The organism is Coprothermobacter platensis DSM 11748, from assembly GCF_000378005.1.
In the GTDB taxonomy this organism is placed as follows: domain Bacteria; phylum Coprothermobacterota; class Coprothermobacteria; order Coprothermobacterales; family Coprothermobacteraceae; genus Coprothermobacter; species Coprothermobacter platensis.
Genome location: NZ_KB899040.1, coordinates 1,091,382 through 1,115,607, shown reverse-complemented (window position 1 = coordinate 1,115,607; position 24,226 = coordinate 1,091,382). Strand labels below are relative to the sequence as shown.

The following is a 24,226-nucleotide window of genomic DNA, read 5'->3' as shown; positions in this document are numbered from 1 at the left end:
GGTCATATGGACGAGAAGAAGCGAGAAAATGGTGAACGAAATAATATTGTTGGTTCACATGGAGATAGCAGGCATGATACGAATATGGAAATGAAACATAACTATGACGGCGATCACACGGACCACATGGACCACATGGATCAAGAAATGCCTATGCAGGACCATACCATGGACATGACAAACCATACAGGCCACGAAATGATGCATAGTGAACACGGTGGAATGAATCACGCGCACATGCATAATGTGCAGGCTTTTCGGCAGCGGTTCTGGGTTTGTCTGATTCTGGCTTTACCAATCCTTTTACTTTCTAACATGTTTCAAGATTGGCTTGGGTTTTCTCTTCAGATTCCTTACCAGGATTATATTGCCTTTGGGCTTTCAGCAGTCATTTATTTTTATGGTGGCTGGCCGTTTTTAACCGGAGCTTACATGGAGCTTAAAGAAAAGCAACCAGGCATGATGACACTTATTGCTACGGCAATTACTGTTGCTTTTGTTTACTCTACGGCAAGTTTGTTTTTCATACAGGGAAGTAACTTTTTCTGGGAGCTTGCCTCTTTAGTGGTTATTATGCTCTTAGGCCACTGGATTGAAGCGAGTAGTGTCATGGGTGCATCTCGCGCTCTGGAAGAATTGGCAAAGATTATGCCGAGTGTTGCTCATTTAGTCGACCAGAGTGGTAATGTTGAGGACATTCCTATTTCTCATCTTCAGAAAGGTAACTTGGTGCTAGTAAGGCCAGGAGAGAAGGTTCCGGCTGATGGAATAGTAGCTCAGGGTGAAAGTTCGGTGGATGAGTCATTACTGACAGGCGAGTCAAAGCCCGTCAGTAAAACAAAAGACGATGAAGTTATAGGAGGTTCAATAAATGAAGAAGGAGCTTTAACAATTCGAGTAGAAAAAACGGGAGACGATACTTATCTTTCGCAAATGCTGAACATGGTAAGGCAGGCGCAACAAAGTCGATCTAAAACTCAAGATTTGGCAGATAGATCTGCAGGTTTGCTTTTCTATATAGCCATGGGTGCTGCCATTTTGTCATTGTTTATATGGGCCATTCTTATGAACTGGGGATTCGCTCTGGAACGTGCAGTAAGTGTTCTTGTCATAGCGTGCCCCCATGCTCTAGGGCTAGCGATACCACTGGTAATAGCTAAGTCAACATCCATTGGTGCAAGCAAAGGTATTCTTATTAGGAGCAGGCAGGCATTTGAAGAATTGAAAGACGTCCGAGCAGTTGTCTTTGATAAGACAGGCACTTTAACCGAAGGCAAACTCATTGTCAATAAAGTTGTAACAAATATATCAGAGGATGATTTTTTGAGAATGACAAGTTCAGTTGAAATGCTTTCCGAACATAGTATTGCAAAGGCTGTTGTTGCTTATGCTCAAGAACGTGGTGTAAGCATTGCCAGTGTTGAAGGTTTTATGGCAATGCCTGGCAAAGGTGCCATGGCGCAGGTAGACGATAAAAAGGTTTATGTTGGAGGGATGAGTTTACTTAATGAACTGGATATAAAACTTGAAGACGAGCAGCTAAAGAACATGGCAAATAGTGGCAAAACGGTAATCTTTACTGTATCTGACGGTAAAGTGATTGGTGGAATATTATTAAACGATAGTATACGGTCTGAATCGTATGAAGCAGTAAAGCAGTTAAAGGCGATGAACATAAAGGTGTTTATGCTTACTGGAGATTCTAAGCAGGTAGCAAAGGAAGTTGCAAATGAGCTTGGCATAGATGATTATTTTGCTGAAGTTTTGCCTGGAGAAAAAGTTGAAAAGATAAAACAGATTAAGTCAAATGGTTACAGAGTTGCCATGGTTGGCGATGGAGTGAATGATGCTCCGGCCTTAGCCACGGCTGATATTGGAATCGCTGTTGGAGCAGGCAGTGACGTGGCCATAGAAAGTGCAGATATTGTGCTTGTGAAGAATAACCCATCTGATGTTGCTCTTGCCATAGAACTTTCTAAAAAGACCTATTCAAAAATGGTGCAAAACCTCTGGTGGGCCGCTGGTTACAATATTGTTACTATCCCGCTGGCGGCAGGTGTGCTTTACAGCGCCGGCATTCTCATAAGTCCGGCTTTAGGAGCCCTTCTTATGTCGGTTAGTACGGTTATTGTTGCATTCAATAGCCAAACTTTAACCTTGCAAACATAAGAATATAATTGGTAATTGCTGTATATGTGACTGCCGATATTGTGCATGTGGCTTGTAGCACAAAAGAATGTATAGCAGGTTAACAACAATTCAGCAAATAATGGCATAGAGTCTCCGTTGTTGACAATATGAGAAGCGGTAAGCCTTGGGTGTTTAACCTAAAAGGTATTTGCCCCATGAGGTAGTTTCAAGCCATCTGGTTATTACATAGGACAAAGTAAGAATAACGAAGAATTCTAATAAAACGTAAATGTTGTAAAGTATGATGTTCCCTGCATCGTATAAACGATCCATCATAAACAAAAATAACGGATGCATGAGATATATTCCGAAAGACAGCTGCCCTGCTTTTTCAAATAGTCTGGTGTTGACTTTTTTAGATATGTACAGAAGTAGCAAAGACATGGAGGATACATATATGTACCAGACAGATGTAGACATTCCCGATGAAACGTGCTGGCCCATATTTGAAAGATGATATAGGTAGGTATATAACACACCAGAAATAATGGCTACAGGAAGGAATACTCTAACATTCTTTTCTTTCTTGGAGTACGTTTCATAGTTTGTGCCTATCCAGACGCCTATCAGTATAAGTGCTATGTACCAAATAATGACGCGTGTATTTCGGGGAAAATATTTTATAAGGTAAAAGCTGTATGTATAATAGCAGAGTATTTGTAAGACAGTGGAAAGCAAGAGAATATGTTGAAAATTCACATTAACGTGTGATATGACATGAACTAAATAGGGCAAGAATATATATACCTGCAATATAACCACAACGAAATACAAGTGGTAATACCCGTCACCTCGTAGAAGGAAGTTTGAGTAGTTTTCCAGTGTGATTGCAATGGAACCGTTTGATTCTATATTTCTTACAATGAGATATATTAGTGTCCATATCACATAGGGCGGTATTATCCGGATGAAGCGCTTAGTATAAAAGGTTTTCAGCTTTGCAAAAGTAATAGTTCTAAAATCATTCCTATAAATATATGAAAGCAGAACACAGCTTGCGAAAATAAATGCGGGCACAGCAAACTGCGAGAGCCTGTTAGCAAGAAGATAAATAAAATATAAATACGAGGTAGGATCGAATGTATAGGTACCATGGCTTGTAACGTGTATGAGTACTACCGCCGTAATAGCAATGCCTTTCAGTATGTCGAATTCCTTGAACCTTTTCATTGGTTGCCAACCTGTTCAATTATACCAAGACAACTCTGCATACTCTTTGCCTATCATGGGCAAGTGTAAAAAGCCGCCACCGGCAAAGTTATTGCAATAGCAGCATAGGTTTCAATCCCTTATAGGTAAGGTAAAAAACCAATACCTCTTAGATTTGTCCCCTTATTGGGCCAACGTTTCAATCCAGTGTAGGTATGTTATCAAGAAATGCTAATAATCCGCAGTAAAGCCAACACGGTTTTACACGGGTGCGCCCATGTCTTCTGCTTCATTGGAAAGGCCCAGTCTCTTCAAGTGCATCTTTGTCGGTACGCCTTCTTTGGACCATCCTCTTGTCATGTAGTACTGGTCAAGCATATCTTGAAACTCTTCTTCCGAAACGTAAGATCCTTTGCTAACGCCATTCGCTATGGGTTCGTGGGTGATGCGATATGGTAAATAGTCATCTTTTCTGGTAAATCCTTCTCTGACGTTAAAAAGTCTTTGCAGATTATAGATTCTTTCACCTAAAGCCATAAGTTCTTCAATGTTGAAGTGCCTGCCGGTGATCGATTCTATGGCATCTGAAACGTCGTCTTCTAACCAGAATAAACTCCGGGAAAACTTGCACAGGCCTAATGTATCGTAAACAGTCATGAAGTCTTCACCTGTTTTCACTTCATACCCTTTCCATTCGGAAGAGAGTCTATCAATGTTTGTGAGCTCCCAGAAAGAGCTCGTTAGTTCTGCGGCATAAATGCCACCCGTGAGGTGGCAGGCGCCTCTGACGGAAACCGCAAGTGCCAAGGCCATACCTTTTAATCCTCTGACATCATAAGCTGGCGGTTCCATGCCTTTAATTTCCAGCGCAAACTTCTCAGAGCCTTTACCAAGTTTGCGTGATGCTTCCTTATCTCCATTAAACAGTAATTCTCCCAAATTTCCTTCTTTATTAGCTAAACGTTGCATCGCTTCCACAGCCGCATCACCGTTACCAAAGGTAAGGTCTATTCCATCAGTATCTTCCTTTGTTAGAAGGCCTTTTTCGTAAGCTTCCATAGCCCAGGCAAGGGTGACGCCTGCTGATATAGCATCCAGTCCAGCTCTATCACAAATGTCGTTGAGTTTGGCTGTGACCTCTATGTCTTCTATGCCAAGGGCACCACCTAAAGAATAGAGAAGCTCGTATTCCACTCCTTCAACTTTGAGGGGAGCGTATTTGCCTTCGGTAAAAGAGAGATATCGGCCGCAAGGTTTGTTGCAATTTGGACAGGGGTGTAACTTTTCTGTGTACAAGGGTGACCAGTAGTAAGGATCAAGATGCGATTTATCCTCCGGATGGGCGTTGAAACTCTCTTCAAAGTAGCTTTGTTGCCAATTATCTACAGGGAAAACACCCATGATTTTGTTTACCCATTCATAGAATTCTCCTGAGCCATATTTCATGTCGAGGTCTGCTACCGGGCTTCCTACGATTTTTTTAGTCCATTTTCTTATGGAGTTTTTTAATGTTTCCGGATCATCATAAGGTAGTTTTTTGCTTCCTCTGACAGCTATGGCTTTGAGCATCTTGCTTCCCATTACAGCGCCACCGCCGCCTCGAGCTGCTTGCCTTTCTTCAAAATCTACTCCGGCAATTTTAGAACATTTTTCACCAGCGTAGCCAATAGCACCAGTCCTTACGTTGCCAAGTTCTTTTTTTAACATGGCTTGAGCTTCCAAGGTGTCTTTGCCCCACAAAAAGGATGCGTCTCTGATTTCTACATGATCGTCGTCTATGAAAATATAAACAGGCACTGCGCTTTTCCCTTTTATTATGAGAGCATCATAACCAGCCTTTTTCAATTCAACGCCTAAATATGCTCCAGCCACGCTTCTGCCAAAACCATTAGTCAGTGGCGATTTGAATGTGAGTGTGGTCTTTGAAGCGGTGGGGAGACCGCTTCCAACCAGCAACCCAGGGGCTATGATGAGAACGTTTTCTTCTGAAAGAGGATCAACTTGAGGTTTTACGTTATCAAAAAGGAGGCGTGTAGCTAATCCAAGGCCTCCAAGGTAATTGTTCATGATTGTTTCATCTATTTGTTTAGTTTGAATCTCGTTTGAAGACAAATTTATCTCTAACACTCTCCCGAACACACCTTCCATAAGTACCCACCTCACCGCTTAGTTTAAATTCTTATTAAAATATAACACTTTTATGAGTACGCCTATGGATTTACACAAAAAGAAGTGCGTAAGATTTTTTTACCATAAAGGGTGGCGTAGCATGGTGTGTTTGCAACTCCACCCTAAGTTAAAGACTTTTAATTGTTACCCTAATAAAATTTGCATGTCGTCTTCGACATCTGTGATGCTTGCTATACCGAATTTATCGACAAGAACTTTTGCAACATTTGGAGAGAGAAAGGCTGGTAACGTAGGTCCGAGGTGAATGTTCTTTACACCCAAAGAGAGGAGTGCCAGCAACACCAAAACTGCTTTCTGCTCATACCAAGCAATGTTATAAGAAATGGGTAAATCGTTGATATCATCAAGCCCGAAGGCATCTTTAAGAGCCAAAGCGATTACAGCCAGTGAATAGGAATCATTACACTGACCGGCATCAAGTACACGTGGAATGCCGTTAATGTCTCCTAGGTTCAGTTTGTTGTAGCGATACTTTGCACATCCGGCAGTTAAAATGACTGTGTCTTTGGGGAGGGCCCTTGCAAACTCTGTGTAGTATTCTCGACTCTTCATGCGCCCGTCACAACCAGCCATCACGATGAAACGTTTTATGGCACCGCTCTTTACGGCATCGACAATTTGATCTGCAAGCTGCAAAACCTGGTTATGAGCGAATCCACCTACAATCTCGCCACTTTCTATTTGCGTAGGTGGTTCACACTTCTTTGCGTGTTCGATGATCTCTGTGAAATCCTTCTTACCATCTGGCCCTTCATGTATGTATTTAATACCGGGGAAACCTACTACGCCCGTTGCATATACGCGGTCTTTGTAGCTCTCCTTTGGAGGAATAAGACAGTTCGTCGTCATAAGAATGGGACCGTTGAATGATGCAAATTCTTTATCCTGCATCCACCAAGCGTTTCCATAATTCCCTGCAAAATGAGGATATTTCTTGAAAAATGGATAATACTGTGCAGGAAGCATTTCTCCGTGTGTGTATACATCTACACCACTGCCTGCCGTTTGTTCCAGAAGTTGTTCCAAGTCTTTTAGGTCGTGTCCACTTATGAGGATGGCAGGGTTGTTGCGAACACCGATACTGACATGGGTTATTTCTGGGTTGCCGTAGGTACTGGTGTTGGCTTTGTCCAAGAGCGCCATAGTGTTAACGCCCCATTTGCCTGTTTCTAATACAAGTGTTACATAGTCATCCGCAGTCAATGTATCGTCTAAAAGTTTGGATAGTGCTTGTTCCATGAACTCAAATATGGAGTCGTCTTTATAGCCCAACTGGTACGCGTGGTAGTCGTAGGCTGACATACCTTTTAGACCATACAAAACCAAGGAGCGCAAAGATCTTATATCATCATCACGGGTGGCAAGTATGCCTACTTGTGGAGCCAGTGCTTCTATATCAGCGTCGCTTTGGTAAGCCCAGTTGATGGCTTTGTCGTTTTTGTCTAGATTGGTGCCTGCTTTTTCCAGATTGTCTTTGATTTGATCACGTAATGCCACAGCTTGTTTTATTTTCTCAATAAAGAATGATTTGTCAAAGTTAACGTTGGTCACAGTAGAGAATAGTCCCTCCACGATGAAGCGGTCTGCTTCTTCTTGGTTTATACCTATTTTTCGCGCTTGAAGATTTAGCTTTGCTATACCTTCCAAGGTAAAGATGAGTAAGTCTTGCAGATTAGCTACTTCGGCGATTTTTCCGCAAACGCCTATTTTCGTGCAGCCTTTCCCCTGCGTGGTTTCTTGACACTGGTAACAGAACATATCCATATATGGTGATCCTCCTTTTTTCGATTACTAAATTATAACATATGAAACGTTGCCAATGGTTGAAGTAGGAGCGAAAGTAAGGGCTTAAATGGAAACCAAGGATTTTAATGCTGGATTGAGTGATGCCCTTATGTTGAATAACGTAAAGACTACGTAGAACCAACTGCTGGCTTAATAAAAAACGAGGAAAGCTGCTTGTTTCCTTTATTAACGCAGCTTTCCTCGTAAGATGAAACAAGGCAACAATAGAAAAGAACGCTAGACTGAGATGTTATCGCTCTTTTGTTATTGTGATTGTCTGCGCTGAGTTATCCCATATCACGTTTGCGCCAAGTGCTTCTGCTACAAATCTTACGGGCAGCATGGTCCTACCGTTAATAATTTCAGGTTTTACTGTCGGATTTTGGCTGTCTATGGGTACCTGTTTTCCATTCACGTTTGCAGTGTTCTTTCCTATCCACATTTCTATTTTTATGGAGGATGATGTTATGGTTACTTTTTTCGTACTTTCATCCCATGCTACACGTGCACCCAATGCTTCGGCTACCGCTCTTATAGGAAGCAGCGTTCGGCTGTTTTTTATAATAGGGGGAGAATCAAGCTTTATGTTGGTATCATCATTAACGCTCATGGTGGAGTTACCGATTTTTAATACGAGTACGGTGGCTGTTCGCTGGAAGACAACAGATATTGTTGTATCGCCTTTCACTGCCACATCAAAACTCCTTACTGAACCGATATTTGTGTTATTTACTGTTATTTGTCCCACTTCATAATTGACACTGGGCGTTACTGTGAAATGTAATGTACTTCCCACAGTAGCTGTATTTACTTTAGGAGATAAAGATCCTCCTTTGGATAAGGAGATGGAAATCTTTGCGTTTTTGACTGGTTTGTCATAAATCAACTTCACATCCATATCAAAGTAAACATTATCGATGGACAGCTGACCAGTCGATAGAGCGTTCTCAAAGGCTATGGGGTCTGCTTGTTTTGTTGAAATCCCATTTACTAAGATATCAGACAGTGTCCAATCTCCAACAGTGGGAGACACCTGCCATGCAAATGTCTCTCCATACAGAACTTCTGCAGTGGCAGTTGGAACATTTGGTATGTTTGCTGACACTGTTGCAGTAAAAATTGGTTTGTCTTCACGCGGGCCATAAGATATGGATGGACCTGTCTGAGTGGACACCGCTGTGTAGTAAGCATAATTCAAAAATGCTTCTGGAGTCATAAAAGAAACAGGGCCATTCAAGTCTGTGAGGCTGTTGTCGTCTCCCAATAAAACTCCTGTTATGACGTAAGGTGAACTGGCCGTAAGCTTCGTCGGTGTTTTCGGAGATATAGCAATGCTACCAACATCAACCATACTGGTTATATCTGAGTCAGTGATTACTTCTAAGGAGACCTTATAGAGAGCAGGTATGGATGTATCAGGCAATTTGTATTGTAATATGTGTTCTTGTTCATCTACGTACGAAGGCTGCTGCAAGAAAATATTAAAGTTATCATTGTCTTGGACATAGGTTTTTTGCATGTCGGTTTCACTTTCTACACTAACTATGTACTGCGTAATATGTCCCACATAATTCTTTGAATTTCCATCGAACTTAGGTGCGTCGCACCCTTTCCACTTTATAACTATGTTTTCAGCATCTTGACTCAGATAGACAGTGGCTGTTTCTAAAGTGGGTTCAATTATATGGGGCACGTACGAAAACAAAGAGATTGTGTCCTCATTAAACGGTACGGGCTCATTGTCGTAATCGACCGTGATATCAAAACTATCTATGTTTTCAACAGCACTGCCTATTTTTCTTGGCATATAAAAAGGGCAGTGTATCATGTTATTTGACGTGTCTATTTGGCATTGATATGTGTTGAATTGAGGCTCACGTTTTGGAGCCGACACTTGCGTAGTAATTTCAGCATTCGTAATATGGGCAATATTGGGGTTATTGAACTGTACGTGAATGGCTACGTTATTAAAATCACTGTCCACTATGCTAAAACTATAAGCGGTTCTGGGGATTAATTTTATTGGTTTAGAAACGGTAAACTGGTTTCCAGCATTATCGGAAAAGGTTAAGGTACCTACGCTGCCGTCTTTCACATTGGCTGGTAAGTCGAAAGTAATGAAATCCTTTGTTTTGGTATGCAAAGTTGCTGGTTTGCCATCTATTAGAATGGAAAACGAGTCTTCATTCACCTGAGTTCTATCATCAGAATAACTGATTTTTCCTATACCATCAACATCATAAATATATAGGTAGCTCGGATCGTCCTGCGTTAACATGGGAGGTGTTTGGTCAAGACAATCAACAAAATATCTTCCGCCTTTTTCTATAGTTGAAGTGAGTGCCCCATCTTCGTAAGATGTTTTCATTGATTCATAATCACCGTCGAAATCTCCAATAATGTGGGTACCTCTGCAACTTTGGTCCACATAAAACCTTATGGTTGCCCCATTAGGGAAAGTCAAAAGGGGATTTATATTGATTTCTGGCAATCTCTGTTCATCGGTTTCTGTTGGTTCCGTTGGATCAGTGGGAACATCTGATTCGTCTGCTCTAACTATAGGAAAGAGCAACAAGCAAAACACCATTAAACAAACAAAAGCTTTCTTAAACATTCTCACACCTCCTGCTTAGTGCTAATTATAAATCAGGAGGTGTGAGAGAAAAGGTGATAAAAGTATGTTTAAGGTTCGAATGCTTTTAGCGGTTTTGTGTTAATAATTTGATCTACTTCTTCCCAACCATTGGGGTAAGCATAGTTATATCTTGGCGGAAGTGCAAAAACGTATTTTGAGTTTTCTCCGAGCTCTGTAGGTGGCATTGGTGCCGCGCTCACGGAAAGCAATTCGCTATTGACATTGTTCCACTGTGCATGTGTAAACACCATGATAGGTATGTCTTGATAAGGGCTGCTGGCTGTCCATTTCGGGTTGCGTAAAACGATGATAGGCCCTTTCTCATCGGGCTGACCATTAGAAACCTTATCCGTACGATAACCTTGCCATTCTTGCATTACTACTTGGTATCCTTCCCACGTTTTTGGCAAAGAAAAAGTAAAACCAAAATCGGTGTTCTTGTATTGAATCTTGTTTGTGTTGGCCCCTGCTATCTTACTCAGAAACGGTGTTGCAACCAGTAACGCAATAATCACGATGATAATTGGCAGCCTTGATGATTTCATTTTTCTGACCTCCTGCACGCCATAGCTTAAACACGTGCTTGTTAATTTTATACCCAGTGCAGAGACTTTTTATCGGTAATGAAGCGCCTATTTATACTCTTTTTACACTATTTTGAGAACAAAGCGAATAGTCCAGATAGCAGGGATGAACCGGCACTAAAAACATAAACATAACGGAGTCCCTTTAAGAAAGATAAAGCTTCGGTTCCCACTAACGACGGTTTGTTCATAATTGGTATGGAAACGGCTCTGTAAAGTAGCAAACTGGCGAATGCGATGCCTAACGCCATCCCAATGTTCCTTGCCATGGTAAGAACTGCTGAGCCAATACCGAGAGCATTTTCTGGAAGAGCAGACATTACAACTTTGGTGTTGGGAGATTGGAAGATACCTGAACCGATTCCATATATGCCCAATGCAACAAGCACTAACAAGAAACTACTGTCTTGTGGAATAATCGCCATTGTCAGGATGCCTAAGGCGCAAACAGCACTGCCGCAGATAGCCAAAATGTTACTGGACATGTGATCACTTAATGTTCCGCTGATGGGTCCGCTGACCATGCTTACTAAAGGGAAAATAGCCGTGGCAATGCCTATTAGATAGGGTGGACAGTTCAGTAACCGCTGCAAATGAAAGGGAAGGGCAAAGGTGAGGGAAAACTGCGATATAAACGCTAAAGAAGATGCCAGCAGCCCCATTGAAAAGGACGTACTCTTGAAAAGCTCGATCTTGATTAATGGAGATGAATTCGTTCTTTCTTGGCGCAGAAATAAATAGAAGGCTATTAGCGAAACGATGAGAACCAACAGGTTCAGCGTATTAAAGCGAAATTGTTGAAACATGCTTATGAAGAAAATCAATCCGGAAACAGCAACAAAGATATAAAATGCGCCCACATAATCGATCTTTTCAATAATGCCTTTGAAATCAGGAATATAAAGGAAAGCTAACAAAATTCCAACGAGTGCTATGGCAGCGTCAAGATAGAATGCTGAGCGCCAACTTATTAAGCTGGTAAGCAAACCACCTAAAAATGGTCCCATGACCAAACCAACAGAAATGAATAATGTTGTTAACCCCATAGCTTTTCCCAATTCATTGGAGGGGAAGATAGCTGTTATCATGGCTAAGACAACAGACATGACCATCGATGCTCCCAAGCCTTGAATAGCTCTTGCAATGATGAGCCCATTTATGTTAGGTGATAATGCCGCAAGTAAAGATGATATAAGGAATATGGCCAAACCCCACAAATAAGGCTTCCTGTAGCCAAGGATGTCTCCTATTCTACCGAAAAGGAGTAATGTGGCGCTGACTACAAGTAAGTATATGACGGGAATCCACTGCACGGTCGATAGTGGCACAGAAAAGTTATTACTGATGGATGGAAGTAGGACATTAATCATGCTTCCGTCTACAGAACTAATGAGATTGCCTATAAGAACGGCAAAAAGAATGGCATAACGTTTTTCCGCATACACAGAATAATGATACACGGTCTCTAAAAGGGGCACAGAAAGGGGAGAAATACCCAAGTTAAGGTCTCTCCCCTTTCTGTAAGGTCTATTCTTCTTGCAAGAATGGGTATGTCCAATTTGTAGGTGGTATCAGATTTTCCTTTATAGTCCTCGGTGAAATCCAACGCATCAGGTTGAAAGGTGAACCGGCTTTGTCGTTGGTACCCGAACGACGAGCACCACCAAAAGGTTGTTGACCGACGACGGCACCTGTGGGTTTGTCGTTTATGTAGAAATTTCCGGCTGCGAAGCGTAAAGTTTCATAAGCCTGTTCCACAGCCATTCGATCGTTAGCAAAAATGCTTCCTGTTAAACCATAAGGAGACGTCTCATTGCAAAGTTGTAACACGTTTTCGTAATCGCTATCTTCATAGACATATACCGTTAGCACGGGACCAAAAATTTCTTCTTGCATGGTTACAAAGTGTGGGTCCTGCGTTTCAATAATGGTTGGTCTTACAAAATAGCCTTTGCTCTTGTCTCCTTGACCGCCTGCAATTATTTGGGCTACATTGGAGTTCTTCGCTTTTTCAATATAGCCCATAATCTTGTCGAAGGAAGGCTCATCAATGACTGCATTGACGAAATTTCTAAAGTCTCTGACATCTCCCATGAGGATAGATTCTGTTTGTTCCACCAGTTTTGCCTTTATCTTGTCCCAAACAGATTTTGCTATGTAAGCCCTGGAAGCGGCAGAGCATTTTTGACCTTGATACTCAAAGGCACCACGAATAAGAGCCGTAATTAGAGCATCTGCATCAGCAGAGGGATGCGCTATAACGAAATCTTTACCGCCTGTTTCTCCTACCAAACGTGGATATGTCTTATATGATCCCATGTGCTGTGCCACTGTTTGCCAGAAGCTGTCAAAGGTAGCAGTGGAACCGGTGAAATGAAGACCAGCAAAATATGGATGGCTGAAAACTGTGTCGCTGATATCAGGTCCAGAACCGGGCAGGAAGTTAATCACGCCATCGGGAACGCCAGCTTCTTGTAGAAGTTTCATAACGTAGTAATTGGATAGCACTGCGGTTGAAGCGGGTTTCCAGACGATTACGTTCCCCATTAGAGCAGGAGCGGTGGCCAAGTTCATTGCTATGGCAGTGAAATTAAATGGCGAAACAGCAAAAACGAAGCCTTCCAGTGGTCTGTATTCCATTCTGTTGAAACTGTCGCCTACGGACACGGGTTCCCACTGATTGATTAAGGAAGCAAAATAAGGATTGTATCTTAAATAATCGATGCTCTCGCAGGCTGCATCAATTTCTGCTTGATATACGTTTTTCCCTTGTCCAAGCATGGTTGCTGCATTTATCAAATGTCTATACTTCTTGCTGAGTAATTCCGCAGCTTTAAGAAATATGGATGCTCTATCTACCCATGGCATGTTAGCCCAATCATTTTTTGCCTTCAGGGCTGCATCTATGGCCATTTTCGTTTCTTCAGGGCCAGCTTTATGATAAGTGGCAAGTACGTGACCATGGTCGTGGGGCATGACAATTTTTCCTGTGCGACCGGTATAGACTTCTTTACCACCAATAATGAGAGGAATTTCTATTGTAGTGTTGCTTTGGCGCTCTAGCTCTGCTTTAACTTGTTTTCTTTCAGGTGTTCCCGGTGCATAAGAAAGTACTTCTTCATTTTTTGGTACTGGAATGTGAAAACCAGCATCGCTCATTGTCTATTACCTCCTTTGAAAAGGGAAGTTTCTACACCACCCTTGTTATATATTACCAAAAAATGAAATTGAATTTAACTAAACGTAAAGAAAGAGGAGACAAGAACAACGCGGTCTATAAAAAGAGGAAGGTTCATCAATTTTGGATGAACCTTCCTCGCGTAACGGGTAGAAAAGACCTTAATTCATCGGAGCAAACTTATCTTTTGATGAACCACATACGGGGCATACCCAATCAGCTGGAAGGTCTGCAAACGCCGTGCCTGGCTTTACACCTGCGCTAGCATCACCTACTGCGGGGTCGTAAACATACCCACATACGCTGCATTTGTACTTCTGCATTTCTCTGTCACCTCCTTTCAAATACATACCCTATTTTGGATTGAATCGTTCAAATCTATCTTTACTTGCACCACATATGGGACAGACCTCTGGTGGTTGTGGTCTTGCGCAAAGGTAACCGCAAACTTTACAACGCCAGATGACAATATCGTTCTCCACATTTTCTTTTTTAGGTGCTTGCCGCTTTTCTTTTGATGGGCGTCTTTCTGGAATGGGGCCGTCAAGTTGTTCTTCCGTTACTGTGGGTGATACATACAGAGCACAGTAACAGCGACCGTAATCTGCTAAATCAGGATCTCGATAATCACATGGACAAATAATGTCAAGATCTGCTTCGCGGCTTCCCCCTGAAAGTCTGCATGGACAAAGGGGGTAACCATAGCGCTGTTCGTTTATCAAAAGCGATTCCGCTATGCCCATTTGAAATCTAAATCTGGATTGAGCAAGTATCCGGACTTTTCGGCCTGCGTTTTTAACTTATTGTAGTATTGCACTACATCTTCTTTTGTGTAACCGCTCATGCCCCAAGCGACTCCAACGTTCTACGTATCTCCTGTTCTCTAAAGCCTACAATAACTTTCTGTCCGTTTATGATTAGCGTAGGGAATGCCATATCATCTGTCCAGTGAGATAGCTCTTCTTCTACAGCCATTTCTTCATCTTCAGGCAGTAGATCTACGTCAACGTAACTGTATTTCACGCCCATGCCATTGAGCAATGCTTTTGTCTTCTTGCACCAAGGGCATGTACTTAAAGCATAAAGCATGATATTGCCTATATCTTTTCCTTCTACCTCTTTAATGTCCATAAAAAGCCTCCTTATAGAACATGACGTTAAGCACCTTCAACGAGCTTAGACAAGCCCACTGCATCTTCTAATGCGCAGGCCACATCACGTGGGGCTGCCGCATCACCAATGATGAACAGTTGTGGAACTTTACCTTGTAACGCATAGTAAAGTTCGTTGTTCGCTTTCTTTACGCCGATTTCTACAACAGCGTCAATATCTGTTAATGTCTCTTGCGTTCCCATGTAGATGTTCACCAATGTCGCTTTGTCGCCATTGAATTCTGTAATTACTTCCATCGGATGGGTCTCAAGGTTACTATTACCGGCTAAGCGTTTAAAATCGTCGAGTAATATGGGCGCTGTAATATTTTGACCGTTGAAGAAAGAGGGAGTGACCCAATGAACTTGGGCCCCTTGTTTTAAAAACATTTCAACTACGGCTGCTCCTTCTGTTGTGGAGTCGTTATCCAACACAAGGACGCTGTTTGGGTTTACTTTTCCACTAACGACATCCATGGTACTAAAGAATTCTGGTCTTGAAGTAACTATGGAAGAGCCACTGGCTACAATAACGATGTCAGGATTTTCCGCCAACACTTTTTCCACTGTTGCCTCTTCTTGCATTCTGATTTGGACGTTTTGCAGACGTGAGAGCATCGTAGTTAGGTACCTACTAACCCCGGACATTCCTCTGCGACCAGGCAGAGCACTTTCCCAGCGCACTCTACCACCCAAAATGTTGTCTTTTTCGAAAAGCACGACATCGTTACCGCGACGAGCAAAGATTTCTGCGGCTTTCATGCCAGCAGGCCCGCCGCCGATTACAACAATTTTCTTCGGTGTTTCCGTCTTTTTATAAAGGATATCTTCGCCATATTCCTCTTCATGTCCAGATGTGGGGTTCTGCACACAGCTTATGGGAAGATTGAGCAATAGCCTTCCCATGCATTTCTGGTTGCATCCAAGACAACCTCTGATTTCGTCGTCACGGCCCTCTTGAGCCTTCTTAGCCCAGTAAGGATCAGCAATTTGAGCTCTTGCCATACCGACCATATCTAAATAACCATTTTCAAGAGCGTCTTCTGCCATAGAAGGCCATACGATTCGACCATTTCCAATTACGACTTTATCGGGTATGGCTTGCTTGATCCGCGCGACGTCAGGCAGTAAAAAGCCTTGCGGTACGTTCATGGATGGAACAAGCATATCAATGCTCTCCCAAGTACCTGTATCTGTGCTTATATAGTCTGCTACCCGAGCGAACATTTTTGCATATTCTACTGCTTCATCAACACCATAATCACCAGGCATATAGCGATTAATGTTCAAGCGAACACCCAGAGGTATATCGCCTATTTTTTGTCTTATCTGTTCCAATATTTCCACGACTACGCGGCCATGGTTTTCCAAAGAACCACCATACTGGTCATTCCTCTGATTTTTCAGTAGGGAGACAAACTGACCTAAAATGCCGTCGTGAGCGACTTTAAGTTCGACTCCGTCAAAACCTGCCTGCAACATGAGCTGTGCACTAAACACGAAAGATTCGATGAGCTCATGTATTTCATCGATGGTCAAAGGTTTTGGTACTTCACCTACTGTTAAATCAGGAACATCAGAAGGAGCCCACAATGGCCTAAATGTTTCCACACTTTTTGTTTGGTTGCCCATGTGCGAAAACTGTACGAAAATCTTTGCTCCATCATTATGAACTTCATCAACAATTTTTTTGAATTTGGGTACATTGCTTTCCATATATCCTGCATGTGTGCCTGGAAACAATCCTGATGGATGTGTGATAACACTTGGAACTACAATGAGTCCTGCACCACCTTTAGCTCTTTCTGTGTAATAGTACATAGTTCTGTCAGTGGGCGCAAAGTATTGATCGGCATAAAGTGGCAAATGTGGTAGAAACACAACTCTATTCTTGATTTCAACGTTTCTGATTTTGATGGGTGAAAACAACATTCTAAAGGCTGGAGTGTTCATGTTTTTCTGGTTAACATTTTCTTCCACTTGAGAAAACCTCCTTTCCTCAAAGACAATTTAGATTTTAAGCTATAAAAATTAACAAGTCAATATTTATGGAAAAATATTACATGGCTAAAATATTTCATGCAAAATAGATTTAGGAGGTTGGTGTAAAGTTAAGTTATACAACATCTTGTACATATATGCGTCCTATCATTTTATGAAGGGGTGATGACCGGTGATTAAACTGATTGGTATTCTGATTGTTGTTGTGGGTTTCATTTTCAAGGTTGATGCACTTCTCATCGTTTTGGTGGCAGGCATTGTGACAGGCTTGCTGTCTGGAATGAACTTCATCCAGATTCTTGATGTTATGGGAAAAGCATTTGTGGACAATCGGTCTATGTCGTTGTTCGTTCTAACATTACCCGCTATCGCTTTAGCAGAAAAGCATGGTCTTAGGGAACAAGCTGCGAAGCTCATAAGCTCCATAAAAGCGGCTACGGCTGGCAGAATTCTTTCTCTTTACTTGGGTATTAGAATCCTGATAGGGGCTTTAGGTTTGCGCTTAGGTGGGCATGCTCAGTTTGTGAGGCCATTGGTGGCTCCCATGGTTACTGGCGCTGTGCAATCGAAATATGGAGTACAAGAAATTCCTGAGGATTTATATGAAGACCTCATGGGGTATTCGGCTTCTTCAGAAAACTATGGTAATTTCTATGGTCAAAACATATTTGTTGCAGCAAGCGGACTTTTGCTGATTCAAGGTGTGTTTAAAGAAGCTGGCATTTCTGTAGATCTGCTGACCATGTCAAAATACGCAATACCTATTGGTATATGGTGCCATTCAGTACGCCATGCTTGACAGAAGAATAAGGAAGTATTTTTCTGAGAGGCAGGTGACTACCAATGCTTAATACAACAGATATGCTGGAAATCATCTACTTCATAACAGGCTTGCTGTTACTTGCTATTTCTGTGTACACATTATTGGATAAAGGTAATAAAGCGCGCTTTACGACAGCACTATTCTGGGTTTTGTTCGGTCTAACATTTATGGCTCCGATTATCCACCTTTCCAATATTGTCGTCGGGGTATTCATTGTTATTATGGCATTGATTTCAGGCTTAAGAGGGGTTAAGGTGGGGTCAAATAGAGAACCTGACGTGGAAATAAGAAATCGCGAGCGAGATAAGTGGGGGAACAGCTTGTTTATACCTATTTTGATTATTCCTATTGTTACATTTGCCGTAGCACAGTTTACGAAGTTAGGTGCTCTAATAGGTTTAGGCATAGCATCCATAGTTGCCATATTAGTGGCTATGGTAATGTTTAGAGAAGGTTTCACCAATACTATGCAAGAAGGCAGAAGATTGACAGATGCAGTGGGCACTGCTGCCACGCTCCCTCAGCTCTTGGCTGCCTTAGGTGCGGTATTTAATGCTGCGGGGGTTGGAGCTGTCGTTGCATCGCTTATATCTGCTGTGGTTCCCACACAGTTCGCATTAGGTACGTTAATAGCGTACTTCGCTGGCATGGCGTTGTTTACCATAATAATGGGCAATGCATTTGCTGCTTTTGCTGTCATAACCACTGGGATTGGCATACCTTTGGTCATTCAAATGCATGGTGCTAATCCTGCCATATTAGGGGTTTTAGGGATGCTTGCCGGTTACTGTGGTACGCTTATAAGTCCTATGGCTGCAAATTTCAATATTGTGCCTGTGGCATTACTTGGTATGAAAGACAATTTCGGCGTCATTAAAAAGCAAGCTCCTGTAGCGATCATAATGTGGGTAACCATTTTGATTTTTGGTTATCTCATACTGTTTTAGTCAAACTTGGAGGTGATTAAATTGGCAAACATTCTATTAACAGGATTTGAGCCCTTCGGTGGTGAGAAAGTAAACCCTGCTCAGCTCGCTGTTAATCGGTTGCAAGGTGAGCATATTGGGAATTTGGATGTGGTTACAGGCGTACTTCCCGTTGTTACGGTAAAGTGCATTGAAGAAGCGGTAAAACTTATTGAAAAGTATGATCCTGTCGCTGTTATTAATGTCGGACAAGCTGGCGGCAGAGTAGAGCTAAGCGTGGAAAAGGTTGCCATAAATGTAAAAGACTACCGTATACCAGATAACGAGGGCAATCAAATTAGGTATGCTCCTGTTGTAGAAGATGGCCCTGCTGCTTATTTCTCCTCGTTACCCGTAGAAAAAATTGCAGATGCTTTGGTAGAAAGGATGATTCCTGCTTCTGTGTCTTACACCGCAGGTACTTACTGCTGCAATGAAGTTTTCTATGGCGTATCGCATTATCTGAGGAACAATCGTCCTAATGTTCCTAACTGTTTCATCCACATACCGTTCATACTGGAACAAGCTGCGGGTGCAAAACCTGCTCGACCCAGCATGTCATTGGAAACTATAATTAGAGGTTTAGAGATAGCCATAGAGCAAACATCCACGTTTCTCAGTTAATAACATCTTTTGTATAAATAGGCGGGTCATATGGCTCGCCTATTTATGTGTAAAAACTCGTGAAGCAAACAAGCCTTTAGACTAAATTAGTTTGGCATTAACGTTTGGTGTCTGTAAAAGTACATGCATTTGATAAGATTTTATTTGAGGGTTTCGGTTGAAAACAATAAATGGTTCAAAGACGTACCAAGACTATCTTTTGCTATCAATCCAATTTGAGGAGGAGGTAAACGTTGATGCGTATTAAAGAGGGTTTTCTGGATCATGGGTTAAGTACGACTGAGGTTGAAGAGGCTAAACGCAAGTATGGGCCAAACAAACTCCCGGAGGCGAAGAAGGAAACACTTCTGCAAGAATTCTTAGACCAGTTTAAGAGCTTTCTGGTAATTATCCTTATCTTTGCCGCAGTGATATCTGCTTTTTTCGGAGAGCTAATAGACACATTAGCCATCGTTGCAATAGTCATACTTAACGCTGTGCTCGGTGTGAGTCAGCAACGTAGAGCAGAAGCCGCTTTGGAAGCAGTAAAAAAGTTAGCTAACCCAACCACGAAAGTTATCCGTAATGGGCAGACGCAAGTCATAAACTCTGAAGACGTCACAGTAGGCGATTTAGTGTTGTTAGAGGCAGGCGATAAAGTAAGTTGCGACGGTGTCATATTGGAGGAACGTTCTCTCTATTTAGATGAATCCACCCTCACGGGAGAATCTGTTTCTGTAAAGAAAGACGCTATAGAAGGTGATAGTGAACCCATTGATAAGAACATGGTGTTCATGGGAACTGCGGTCACCAAGGGAAGAGCAAAGGTTCTTGTCACAGCTATTGGGCAGGACACTCAGTTGGGTAAGATAGCTACAAAGATAAGAGAAGTAAAAAAAGAGAAGACTCCACTGGAGCGTCAGCTTGACACCTTAGGGAAAATTTTGGGTGTTCTATTCCTTGGTGTGTGCGTAATTGTGTTCATCATGGGGACGCTCAGAGGTATCCCTGTTAAGGACATGATATTAACCAGCATAAGCTTAGCTGTTGCAGCCATTCCTGAAGGTTTGCCTGCTGTAGTGACCATTGTTTTGGCTTTGGGTGTAGCAGAAATGGCAAAGCGGAACGCAGTGGTTAGAAACCTACCTGCTGTCGAGACACTGGGTGCTGTAACCCACATATGCACAGATAAAACGGGTACGCTAACTCAAAACAAAATGACCCTCGTTGGAGCATGGTTTGAAGACAATTATTTGAAAGAAGGGGAAGTTGATAAAGATTCATTAAAAGATGAGCTCGTACGTAGCATGGTTCTTTGCAACGATGCCACTCACACCACAGGCGACCCAACAGAAATTGCTTTGATAGATTTTCTCGATGAAGATTTTGTGAAAAACATGCGTGAAAAGTTCCCCAGGGTGTATGAAATACCATTCACGTCTGAAACAAAACGCATGACAACTGTTCACCAATTCGGCGATAAATTACTAATTGTGTCCAAAGGTGCCATTGAGGTCATACTTTCCTTGTGCACAAAAGAACTTGTGAATGGGCAGGAAAAAGATCTTTCTATGGAACGGAAGAGAGAAATACTTAGGCATTCAGAAGATTTAGCTGCTCAGGGTTTGCGTTTACTCGCATTTGCTCAAAGAATGATTGAACCACCTGTTCCCACTAATGACAAAGAAATAGAGAACGGGCTTACATTCCTTGGGTTTGTAGCCATGAAAGACCCATTAAGGCCTGAAGTTAAAGAAGCAGTTGATTTATGCAGAGGCGCTGGTATAAGACCCATAATGATAACAGGTGATCATCCTGTGACTGCTTATGCCATTGCTCGAGAACTTGATTTCCCTGAAGGTGATGTGGTAACTTCTGCAGATTTGGAATCCATGAGCGATGACCAGCTTGCTCAAACTGTGGATAATGTTAGCGTATTTGCCAGAATAAATCCACTTGATAAGTTAAGAATAGTGGAAGCACTTCAGAAAAAACATGAGGTAGTAGCTATGACCGGAGATGGCGTCAACGATGCACCTGCACTTAAGAAAGCTGACATCGGTGTGAGTATGGGAAAATCTGGTACAGAAGTGGCGAAAGAAGCCAGTGACATGGTCCTCATGGACGACAATTTTGCTACTTTGGTAGATGCTGTTTTTGAAGGTCGTACCATTTATGAGAACATGAGAAAGTTCATTGTGTATTTGCTCTCGTGCAATGTGGGTGAAGTGCTAGTTATGTTCTTGGCACTTCTACTGGGATATCCCACGCCATTAGTACCGCTACAGTTGTTGTGGTTGAACTTGGTTACCGATAGTTTTCCGGCATTGGCATTGGGGATGGAACCTGGAGAACAGTTCATCATGCGTGTTAAACCCAGGGGTAACAAGGAGCCTATTCTGACAAGATACCATTATGGCATAATCGCTGTTCAGAGTATAGCTATCACAGCAGCAACATTAATAGGATTCATCATAGGACTTCATCGCGTAGGGGATGTAAACGAGGCGCGTACGATCGCCTATATGGTTCTTATTCTTTCTGAACTGATAAGAGCATTCTCGGCGCGCTCTTTCGAAGGGTATGTGTTCAAGATGGGTTTATTCTCCAACAGGTTCTTGGCTTATTCAACATTGGCGGGTATAGCTCTGATGGCAATCACGGTTTATATTCCGCCTCTGGCTTCTGTGTTTGGTAATATACCGCCAACAACTTCAGAGTTCGGCTACATAATCCTTTTGTCCTTGATGCCGTTTGCCATTTCCGAAGTTGCGAAGGTATTTAGAAAGAATGAACTGGGAATGTAAAAAGTAACAGAAAGCAGTAATAAAAAAGGGACCAGAGCTGCTCTGGTCCCTTTTTTATTATTTGCCCAATCTTTTTTATGAAAAGATTTAACCTTTGGAAGCAGATTCTGAACTTGTTTCTGTATGCTCAGCACGTTTTTGGCTTAGGCTTTTGGGAAAGTTATCTTCGTCTTCGGGAGTAATGCCGTATTTTTTCCCGTCGCGGGTTTCTATGATTAATACGTCATTAAATGCTAATGTCCTGATATCGCAAGCTTTTTTTGAAGGGGCCGCATGTCAATTGAATATGGTCTTTTGTGAGGGCGTAGTACATTGTTGCATAAATCGCTATCAGAAAAAGCAGTGCAGCCGAGAGGGGCACAATTAACAAATAAGCGATGCTAAAAACAATTCCACGACTGACCATAAAGAAAAAGCCAACAGCAACAAGGTGGCAGCACCTACATGGATGATGTATGGCCAGAAAGAAAAAGGTGGCTTGTATATCTTTGTTTGCGAGTCCCTTTCGTCTGTTTTTTTTGCCCCCTTCAGGCGAAAGCTCAGCTCTCTAAGAAGGTGTCAAGCGCTTTTCCTTTATCGACTCTTATACCCATTTCTTCGCAAACTTCTAAGATTTTCTTTATGGCTATAAATAGTTCATCTTCCGTTACGCTTCCCATATGACCCATTCTGAACGCTTTGCCCTGAAGTTCAGCTAAGGCACCTGCGACGATTACTCCCTTAACTGCAAGCTTGCTTCTAAAAGTTGCGTCGTCCACTCCCTGTGGGAAAAGGAAAACAGATAGTGTAGGGGCAGGATTTTTACTTACCAGCTCGAAATTTAGCGTTTCCATCGCTCCTCTGACCTTCTTTGCCAAATCCTGGTGCTTCTTGTAATAAGCTTCAAGCCCATAATTCAGGATTATGTTCAGGCTGGCATCTAAAGCATACACCATGTTCACGGCTGGCGTAGCAAAGTACTTATGCGGATCAGCCATGACGGGCATCCACCGGAGGATATCCCCATAGTACGTGCGCGTTTTTGTCATGGACTTTCTCTTTTCAATAGCACGCTGCGAAAATGCGAGCAGGGTGAGACCCGGTGGCACCGCTAACGCTTTCTGAGAGCCTGTGAAGATAACATCTAAACCCCAATCGTCAAAGGCTTCTGGCACGCCACCTGTAGCACAAACTCCATCCACAACAATGAGTGTGTCAGGGCTCACTTCGTGAATAAGGCGCGCTATGTTCTCTACGTCTGCTAATGTACCTGTGGACGTATCCACATGTGTGATGGTCACTGCATGGAAGTGTTTTGATTGCAAGGTGTTTTTAATGGTTTCCAATGGAACGCAGGAGCCTGCGTCTGTTTTTAAAACGTCTGTGTTTATATTTAGAGCATGACCTAAATCTACAAAGCGGTCGCCGAAAAACCCATGGGAGATAACAAGCAGGTTTTCCCCTTCATTTAAAATGTTTGTGAGAGCCATTTCCATTCCTAATGTTCCTGAACCGGCAATGATAAAGGGAAAGCCGCTTTCAGCACCAAACAAAATTTTTGTTTTTTGCAAAGCGTCGGACATAATTTTTGCAAAACGGTCATCTGTGTGGGCCATGGTGTCTTTTCTAAGAGCACTCAAGACTTCTTCACTAACGGGCGTCGGCCCGGGGATGAGTAAAAGTTCTTTCATGAGAGTTTACCTCCTGTCAAAGAAAGGATTCTTTCCACTCACACTTAGAGGAATTCCATAAGCGAGCTTGACGTCATCTCCAAGCAAACCGATGTTTAAGGCTGCTTTGCCTATGGAAAACATGACTCTATTGTCTACTTTCATGGCGCTGGCTACCGAAACGGCCGAACCTATAGCTATTCCAAGGTCTATAGCAGATGTCGTGTAGCTGTCAATACTCTCGTCGGGATTTTTCAACTTTGATCCGATAAGAACAACCACTTTCCCATCTATGTTCTCCGCATCGCGTTGGAAGTACTGAAAGTGGTTTTCTTCTCCATATCGTGTCATTTCATCTTGTAAAGGCTTTAGCTCAGGACCACTTACGATGGCTGTTACGATAAAGTCTTTTCCGTTCGCCTTAGGAGCCGTTCTTGCGGCCACACACATTCTGTTGGCTGCTTCGATAACAATTTCTTGCTCTTTCTCAGGATTTAGCTTGAACATGTCTCTTAC

At 42.4% G+C, this 24,226-nt stretch carries 18 protein-coding genes; 5 read left to right on the top strand and 13 right to left on the bottom strand.

All coding sequences use genetic code 11. The features are described from left to right. Positions 1-6: 6 nt before the first annotated feature. Positions 7-2,169 carry a copper-translocating P-type ATPase gene (locus D890_RS0106025; RefSeq protein ID WP_018963616.1) on the top strand — a complete coding sequence of 721 codons (2,163 nt, stop codon included), beginning with the start codon at positions 7-9 and terminating at the stop codon, positions 2,167-2,169. A 153-nt stretch (positions 2,170-2,322) separates the two neighbouring features. Here D890_RS0106025 and D890_RS0106020 read toward each other — a convergent pair whose 3' ends face one another. The 11 genes from D890_RS0106020 to D890_RS0105970 all read right to left on the bottom strand — a co-directional run bounded on the left by D890_RS0106020 (position 2,323) and on the right by D890_RS0105970 (position 16,842). Continuing rightward, a complete protein-coding gene (locus tag D890_RS0106020) occupies positions 2,323-3,360 on the bottom strand; it encodes an acyltransferase (protein WP_018963615.1) in 1,038 nt (345 codons plus the stop codon). 240 nt (positions 3,361-3,600) lie between these two features. After that, complete coding sequence (locus tag D890_RS0106015) at positions 3,601-5,487, bottom strand: aldehyde ferredoxin oxidoreductase family protein (protein ID WP_018963614.1); 1,887 nt, start codon at positions 5,485-5,487, stop codon at positions 3,601-3,603. A 165-nt stretch (positions 5,488-5,652) separates the two neighbouring features. Next, positions 5,653-7,293: a hydroxylamine reductase gene (gene hcp, locus D890_RS0106010; RefSeq protein WP_018963613.1), complete on the bottom strand. Its 1,641-nt coding sequence runs from the start codon at positions 7,291-7,293 to the stop codon at positions 5,653-5,655. Positions 7,294-7,564: 271 nt separating this feature from the next. After that, positions 7,565-9,928, bottom strand: coding sequence for a copper amine oxidase N-terminal domain-containing protein (locus D890_RS08075; RefSeq protein ID WP_018963612.1), 2,364 nt, complete (start codon positions 9,926-9,928; stop codon positions 7,565-7,567). A 68-nt stretch (positions 9,929-9,996) separates the two neighbouring features. Then, the gene (locus D890_RS0106000) at positions 9,997-10,494 is read right to left on the bottom strand and encodes a hypothetical protein (protein ID WP_018963611.1); all 498 of its coding nucleotides are present in this window, start codon (positions 10,492-10,494) and stop codon (positions 9,997-9,999) included. A gap of 107 nt (positions 10,495-10,601) precedes the next feature. Continuing rightward, positions 10,602-11,978: an MFS transporter gene (locus D890_RS0105995; protein WP_245533157.1), complete on the bottom strand. Its 1,377-nt coding sequence runs from the start codon at positions 11,976-11,978 to the stop codon at positions 10,602-10,604. 82 nt (positions 11,979-12,060) lie between these two features. Further along, the gene (pruA, locus tag D890_RS0105990; RefSeq protein ID WP_018963609.1) at positions 12,061-13,692 is read right to left on the bottom strand and encodes an L-glutamate gamma-semialdehyde dehydrogenase; all 1,632 of its coding nucleotides are present in this window, start codon (positions 13,690-13,692) and stop codon (positions 12,061-12,063) included. Positions 13,693-13,872: 180 nt separating this feature from the next. Continuing rightward, positions 13,873-14,034: a rubredoxin gene (gene rd / locus D890_RS0105985; protein WP_018963608.1), complete on the bottom strand. Its 162-nt coding sequence runs from the start codon at positions 14,032-14,034 to the stop codon at positions 13,873-13,875. A gap of 30 nt (positions 14,035-14,064) precedes the next feature. Beyond that, positions 14,065-14,454: a ferredoxin-thioredoxin reductase catalytic domain-containing protein gene (locus tag D890_RS07630; RefSeq protein WP_018963607.1), complete on the bottom strand. Its 390-nt coding sequence runs from the start codon at positions 14,452-14,454 to the stop codon at positions 14,065-14,067. 97 nt (positions 14,455-14,551) lie between these two features. Further along, entirely contained in the window at positions 14,552-14,842 is a 291-nt protein-coding gene (locus D890_RS0105975) for a glutaredoxin family protein (protein ID WP_018963605.1), read from the bottom strand. 26 nt (positions 14,843-14,868) lie between these two features. Then, positions 14,869-16,842, bottom strand: a complete 1,974-nt coding sequence (locus D890_RS0105970) for an oxidoreductase (RefSeq protein ID WP_018963604.1) — start codon at positions 16,840-16,842, stop codon at positions 14,869-14,871. 193 nt (positions 16,843-17,035) lie between these two features. On the opposite strand from D890_RS0105970, the gene D890_RS07625 reads away from it, so the two are divergent. From D890_RS07625 to D890_RS0105950, 4 genes are all read left to right on the top strand, one after another. After that, positions 17,036-17,662 (top strand): DUF969 domain-containing protein, encoded by a 627-nt coding sequence (locus D890_RS07625; RefSeq protein ID WP_018963603.1) that lies wholly within the window; start codon positions 17,036-17,038, stop codon positions 17,660-17,662. A gap of 44 nt (positions 17,663-17,706) precedes the next feature. After that, the gene (locus D890_RS0105960) at positions 17,707-18,633 is read left to right on the top strand and encodes a DUF979 domain-containing protein (protein ID WP_018963602.1); all 927 of its coding nucleotides are present in this window, start codon (positions 17,707-17,709) and stop codon (positions 18,631-18,633) included. A gap of 21 nt (positions 18,634-18,654) precedes the next feature. Beyond that, complete coding sequence (pcp, locus tag D890_RS0105955) at positions 18,655-19,275, top strand: pyroglutamyl-peptidase I (RefSeq protein ID WP_018963601.1); 621 nt, start codon at positions 18,655-18,657, stop codon at positions 19,273-19,275. 236 nt (positions 19,276-19,511) lie between these two features. Beyond that, the gene (locus D890_RS0105950) at positions 19,512-22,061 is read left to right on the top strand and encodes a calcium-translocating P-type ATPase, PMCA-type (protein WP_018963600.1); all 2,550 of its coding nucleotides are present in this window, start codon (positions 19,512-19,514) and stop codon (positions 22,059-22,061) included. A 539-nt stretch (positions 22,062-22,600) separates the two neighbouring features. Here D890_RS0105950 and D890_RS0105945 read toward each other — a convergent pair. Next, entirely contained in the window at positions 22,601-23,731 is a 1,131-nt protein-coding gene (locus tag D890_RS0105945) for a pyridoxal-phosphate-dependent aminotransferase family protein (protein WP_018963599.1), read from the bottom strand. A gap of 6 nt (positions 23,732-23,737) precedes the next feature. Beyond that, positions 23,738-24,217 (bottom strand): ferredoxin domain-containing protein, encoded by a 480-nt coding sequence (locus D890_RS0105940; RefSeq protein WP_018963598.1) that lies wholly within the window; start codon positions 24,215-24,217, stop codon positions 23,738-23,740. Positions 24,218-24,226: the final 9 nt, after the last annotated feature.

Bases quoted from the DNA above. Each gene is read 5' to 3' on its own strand.
- D890_RS08075 (WP_018963612.1), bottom strand. From the start codon at position 9,928: ATGTTTAAGAAAGCTTTTGTTTGTTTAATGGTGTTTTGCTTGTTGCTC.
- D890_RS0106000 (WP_018963611.1), bottom strand. From the start codon at position 10,494: ATGAAATCATCAAGGCTGCCAATTATCATCGTGATTATTGCGTTACTG.
- rd (WP_018963608.1), bottom strand. From the start codon at position 14,034: ATGCAGAAGTACAAATGCAGCGTATGTGGGTATGTTTACGACCCCGCA.
- D890_RS0105950 (WP_018963600.1), top strand. From the start codon at position 19,512: ATGCGTATTAAAGAGGGTTTTCTGGATCATGGGTTAAGTACGACTGAG.
- D890_RS0105975 (WP_018963605.1), bottom strand. From the start codon at position 14,842: ATGGACATTAAAGAGGTAGAAGGAAAAGATATAGGCAATATCATGCTT.
- hcp (WP_018963613.1), bottom strand. From the start codon at position 7,293: ATGGATATGTTCTGTTACCAGTGTCAAGAAACCACGCAGGGGAAAGGC.
- D890_RS07630 (WP_018963607.1), bottom strand. From the start codon at position 14,454: ATGGGCATAGCGGAATCGCTTTTGATAAACGAACAGCGCTATGGTTAC.
- D890_RS0105960 (WP_018963602.1), top strand. From the start codon at position 17,707: ATGCTTAATACAACAGATATGCTGGAAATCATCTACTTCATAACAGGC.
- D890_RS0105940 (WP_018963598.1), bottom strand. From the start codon at position 24,217: ATGTTCAAGCTAAATCCTGAGAAAGAGCAAGAAATTGTTATCGAAGCA.
- D890_RS0105945 (WP_018963599.1), bottom strand. From the start codon at position 23,731: ATGAAAGAACTTTTACTCATCCCCGGGCCGACGCCCGTTAGTGAAGAA.
- D890_RS0106025 (WP_018963616.1), top strand. From the start codon at position 7: ATGGACGAGAAGAAGCGAGAAAATGGTGAACGAAATAATATTGTTGGT.
- D890_RS0106015 (WP_018963614.1), bottom strand. From the start codon at position 5,487: ATGGAAGGTGTGTTCGGGAGAGTGTTAGAGATAAATTTGTCTTCAAAC.
- D890_RS0106020 (WP_018963615.1), bottom strand. From the start codon at position 3,360: ATGAAAAGGTTCAAGGAATTCGACATACTGAAAGGCATTGCTATTACG.
- pruA (WP_018963609.1), bottom strand. From the start codon at position 13,692: ATGAGCGATGCTGGTTTTCACATTCCAGTACCAAAAAATGAAGAAGTA.